Raw genomic sequence first — 3718 nt, 5'->3', positions numbered from 1 at the left:
GACAGGAAATGTGAGCGTTTGAAGCGCGATTTCAAATTCTTTTGCATTGTGAACCGAGAGCGCTTTCGGCGTCGGAATGTTTAATCGCGTAGCGAGAGCGCGGTACCTGTCTTTGTGGTGAATTTCGAGGCTGGTCTCGTAAGAATCATGACCGGGCAAGCCTAATTTTTCGCAAACATAAGCGGTGCTCAGCAAAGCGAAATCGTTGCAGCCGGAGCAGACTCGATCAACGCCTTCAGCTTTCGCAAGGGCGAGCATTTTTTCGTGATCGGAGAAATCTTCAAAAACGTTTTTATCCGCGTAGGCGTGACCTAAACCTTCACGGGCGTTGCCCGTGGTAATCACAAAATAGCCCAGCTTTTGCGCGGCCTGGATCAGCGGGATTTCGGCGAGGCCGCCTCCGAGAAGAAGAAGCTTTTTACTCATAGAAATACTCAAACCGTGAAATTCTTAAAACGCTCTTAGAAACTTTTGTGATAACCACGTCTTCGGCTCGTGTACTGCGTTTGCAATGACACGGAAAAAACAATTAGAAAAACGCATGAATCTTGTCGCAGATAAAATCGAGATCGTCTAATTTTAAGCCGTAGAACATCGGAAGGCGTAGCAAGCGGTTGCTTTCTCGCGTGGTAAATGCATCTACGCCAGAGAATCTTCCAAAACGTTTTCCCGCCGGAGCATTGTGCAGCGGCACGTAATGGAAAACGGCCAAGATTTCATGTTTCACCAGATGAGCAATCATCTTCGTGCGACCTTCCAGATCCGGCATCTTAATGTAGAACATATGCGCGTTATGCTTACATTCTTCCGGAATCTTCGGAAGTTCAATCAAGCCCTTCTTCTGCAATGGTTCCAAGCGTTCATAATACGCATTCCAGCTCGCCATGCGATTATCAAAAATACGCTTCGCCTGTTCCAGTTCCGCATACAAATACGCCGCATTCAGTTCACTCGGCAAATAGCTCGAACCGAGTTCTACCCAAGTGTACTTATCGACTTCGCCACGGTGGAACTGCACACGGTTCGTTCCCTTTTCACGGATGATTTCCGCACGGTCGGCAAACTTCGGATCACGAATCAAAAGCGCTCCGCCTTCGCCCATGCTGTAATTCTTGGTCTCATGATAGCTGTAACAGCCAAAGTCGCCTAGATTTCCCAAAGCGCGGCCTTTGTAAGTCGCCATCATGCCTTGCGCCGCGTCTTCGACCACAAACAGGTGGTGCTTTTTCGCAATCGCGTTGATTGTATCCATTTCACAGGAAACACCCGCATAATGCACAGGTACAATCGCCCTGGTCTTTGGCGTAATCGCTTCTTCGATCTTTTTTTCGTCAAGGTTCATCGTGTCAGGGCGAATGTCCACAAACACGCACTTCGCACCGCGCATCGCAAAAGCGTCCGCCGTCGAAACGAAAGTAAACGAAGGCATAATCACTTCGTCACCCGGTAAAATATCGCAAAGGAACGCCGCCATTTCAAGCGCATGTGTACAGCTCGTCGTCAGCAGCGCCTTAGAAGTTCCCGTATGTTCCTGTAACCATTTGTGGCACTTTTGATTGAACTGTCCATCGCCACAAATGCGACCACTTTCGACAGCCGCACGTACATACTCAATTTCGGAACCGACAAACGGCGGTTTGTTAAAAGGAATGCGAATGCTCATAAAACCCTCTCCCCTCAATTTAATACAATGAACGGCACCCAGCGCTTATAAAAACGTTCTTGGAAAGCGACCGGCGAAAGAATCGGCTCGTGATCACCCTGCACCACAAAACGCACATCCGGATGCCTACGCGCCAAGTCTGCAATTAGGCGAAGGGTTCCCATCAAACGCACCGTGTACGCGGAATCATTTTCATCCGCAGAGCCTTGATAAGCTCCACCCAGACCTTGTAACGGGAATTTGGTATCGCGTGTCGTCCAAGCGATAAACTGTTTTGTGGAATCCAAAGCGGTAGAATCCGAAAGTACACTGTCGATTTTTTCCGCCATCACGCTATCGGGAAGAGCCTCTTTCGCAAGGCTCAAGTCAAGCTTGGGTGCATTCACCGCGAGCGGTCTTGCATTCGGATTGAACCCGCCGAAATAAGCGTTTTTAAAAATGCGGTAGATGTACTTGTAACGCCACTGTTCCGCACTGTCGCCGCCAAAAAAGAAACTTGTTTTAAAACCTTTCTTCGCCAATTCCTGCGGTAAAAAAGTCGTATCCTTCGCATGCGTCACGGAATCGCGCGTAAATCCAAGCATCAGGTCTTCACGTTCGGCGGTACGCGTGCGGCTGTACATTCTCGAATGCACCCCAAGCTGTTGTACCACCCCATCAAAAATCCGAAGTTCTTCCGTAAAGCGGGACTCCTCCATCGGAACGCCCCAGCTTTCGACCAGAATCACCACGTTGCTGCGAAGCGTATCCACATAATGGCGCGTGACCGTTACCGAATCCACCACCTTGTACTTTTGCACAAAAGACTCCGGCAAAACTTTACGTTCCACGGGATTCGGCGCAGTACGGCTCAAGTAATCCACCACCGGGAACTGTGCCAGAGGCTGAGACGCATTCCAGTTCAACGCCGCAAGGTGCGCAATCAGCGAAACGAACACAATAAAACTGATTGTCGGAAAGGGAAAACTCGGCACCTTCGCCATCATCGCCACGGCAAGCGAACACGTCAAAAGCGGAATCACGCCATAAACTCCCGTATTCCAATTCTTGAGCGCAAGCAGATTCTGCAAATCGATCCAGGCGACCGCAAGAATCAAAGCGGAAATCGCCACAAGCAGCACAATACGCAACGCACCTTTCGTGCGATCCCTTGCACAGGCAAACAGCAACAATAGCGCGAACTCGCTAAAGCCAAAAAGACCGCGCACAATATCTTGCCCCTTTTCGAAGGTAATCAAAAAGGGCGTAATCGTAATCAACGCACTTGCAATCAGCGGATAAAGTAACTTCTTCACGGTTTAAATGTAAATTTTGTTTTTATATTCATACCCATGAGCGAGCAAAATAATTTGACTTTACTTTCTTTTGTGCTTCCCTGCTACCGTAGCGAAAATACGATTGAAACCGTCGTAAACGAAATTCGCACTACCGTAAAAAATCGAAACGCAGAATCCAAAGAGGACCGCATTTTCGACTACGAAATCGTTCTGGTAAACGACTGCAGCCCGGACGGCGTTTGGGGTAAAATCAAGCAGCTCGCATGCGCGGATAAAAAAATCAAGGGCATTTGCCTTGCAAAAAATTTTGGACAGCACAACGCACTGATGGCAGGCTACGCAGAAGCCTCCGGCGATTACGTGATAAGCCTTGACGATGACGGACAGACCCCGGCAAGCGAAAGCTTTAAATTGGTCGATAAACTTGAAGAAGGATTTGATGTCGTCTACGGCTATTATGAACATTCCGCTCAACACCTGTTCCGCCGATTCGGAACCTGGGTCAACAAAAAGATGGCGGAAGCGATCATCGGGCAACCGACGACTTTGAAGACGACGAGCTTCTTTATTATGAAGCGGTACATCGCAAAAGAAATTGTGCAATATCCGAATCCGTTTCCATACATCAGCGGCTTGATTTTTAGAGCGACCCAAAATTTGGGGAACGTTGCCGTAGGTCATCGCCAACGTTTGCAGGGCGAATCCGGCTACACAATCGCAGGTCTGATTGGACTTTGGGTGAACGGTTTTACCGCCTTCTCTGTAAAACCTTTGCGCG

The 3718-nt window shown here is 48.8% G+C and carries 3 protein-coding genes and 1 pseudogene; 1 reads left to right on the top strand and 3 read right to left on the bottom strand.

Annotated elements, in window-relative coordinates; translation table 11 throughout:
- From MR847_RS00285 to MR847_RS00275, 3 genes and pseudogenes are all read right to left on the bottom strand, one after another.
- Positions 1 to 426 (bottom strand): annotated as a pseudogene (locus MR847_RS00285) (ATP-grasp domain-containing protein); the annotation flags it as partial.
- A 103-nt stretch (positions 427 to 529) separates the two neighbouring features.
- Positions 530 to 1663: a dTDP-4-amino-4,6-dideoxygalactose transaminase gene (gene rffA, locus MR847_RS00280; RefSeq protein ID WP_287722529.1), complete on the bottom strand. Its 1134-nt coding sequence runs from the start codon at positions 1661 to 1663 to the stop codon at positions 530 to 532.
- A 14-nt stretch (positions 1664 to 1677) separates the two neighbouring features.
- Complete coding sequence (locus tag MR847_RS00275; RefSeq protein ID WP_287722528.1) at positions 1678 to 2958, bottom strand: hypothetical protein; 1281 nt, start codon at positions 2956 to 2958, stop codon at positions 1678 to 1680.
- A gap of 54 nt (positions 2959 to 3012) precedes the next feature.
- Between MR847_RS00275 and MR847_RS00270 the strand changes: the two genes are divergently transcribed.
- Positions 3013 to 3718 (top strand): glycosyltransferase family 2 protein (locus tag MR847_RS00270; protein WP_287722526.1); only part of this gene is annotated, 706 nt, incomplete at its 3' end.

The organism is Hallerella sp. (assembly GCF_022776125.1).
In the GTDB taxonomy this organism is placed as follows: Bacteria; Fibrobacterota; Fibrobacteria; order Fibrobacterales; family Fibrobacteraceae; genus Hallerella; species Hallerella succinigenes.
The sequence above is the reverse complement of the archived record's forward strand: the minus strand, read 5'-3'. Positions and strand labels throughout refer to the sequence as shown.

Excerpts from the sequence above, each read along its gene's own strand:
- rffA (WP_287722529.1), bottom strand. The coding sequence starts at position 1,663 with ATGAGCATTCGCATTCCTTTTAACAAACCGCCGTTTGTCGGTTCCGAA.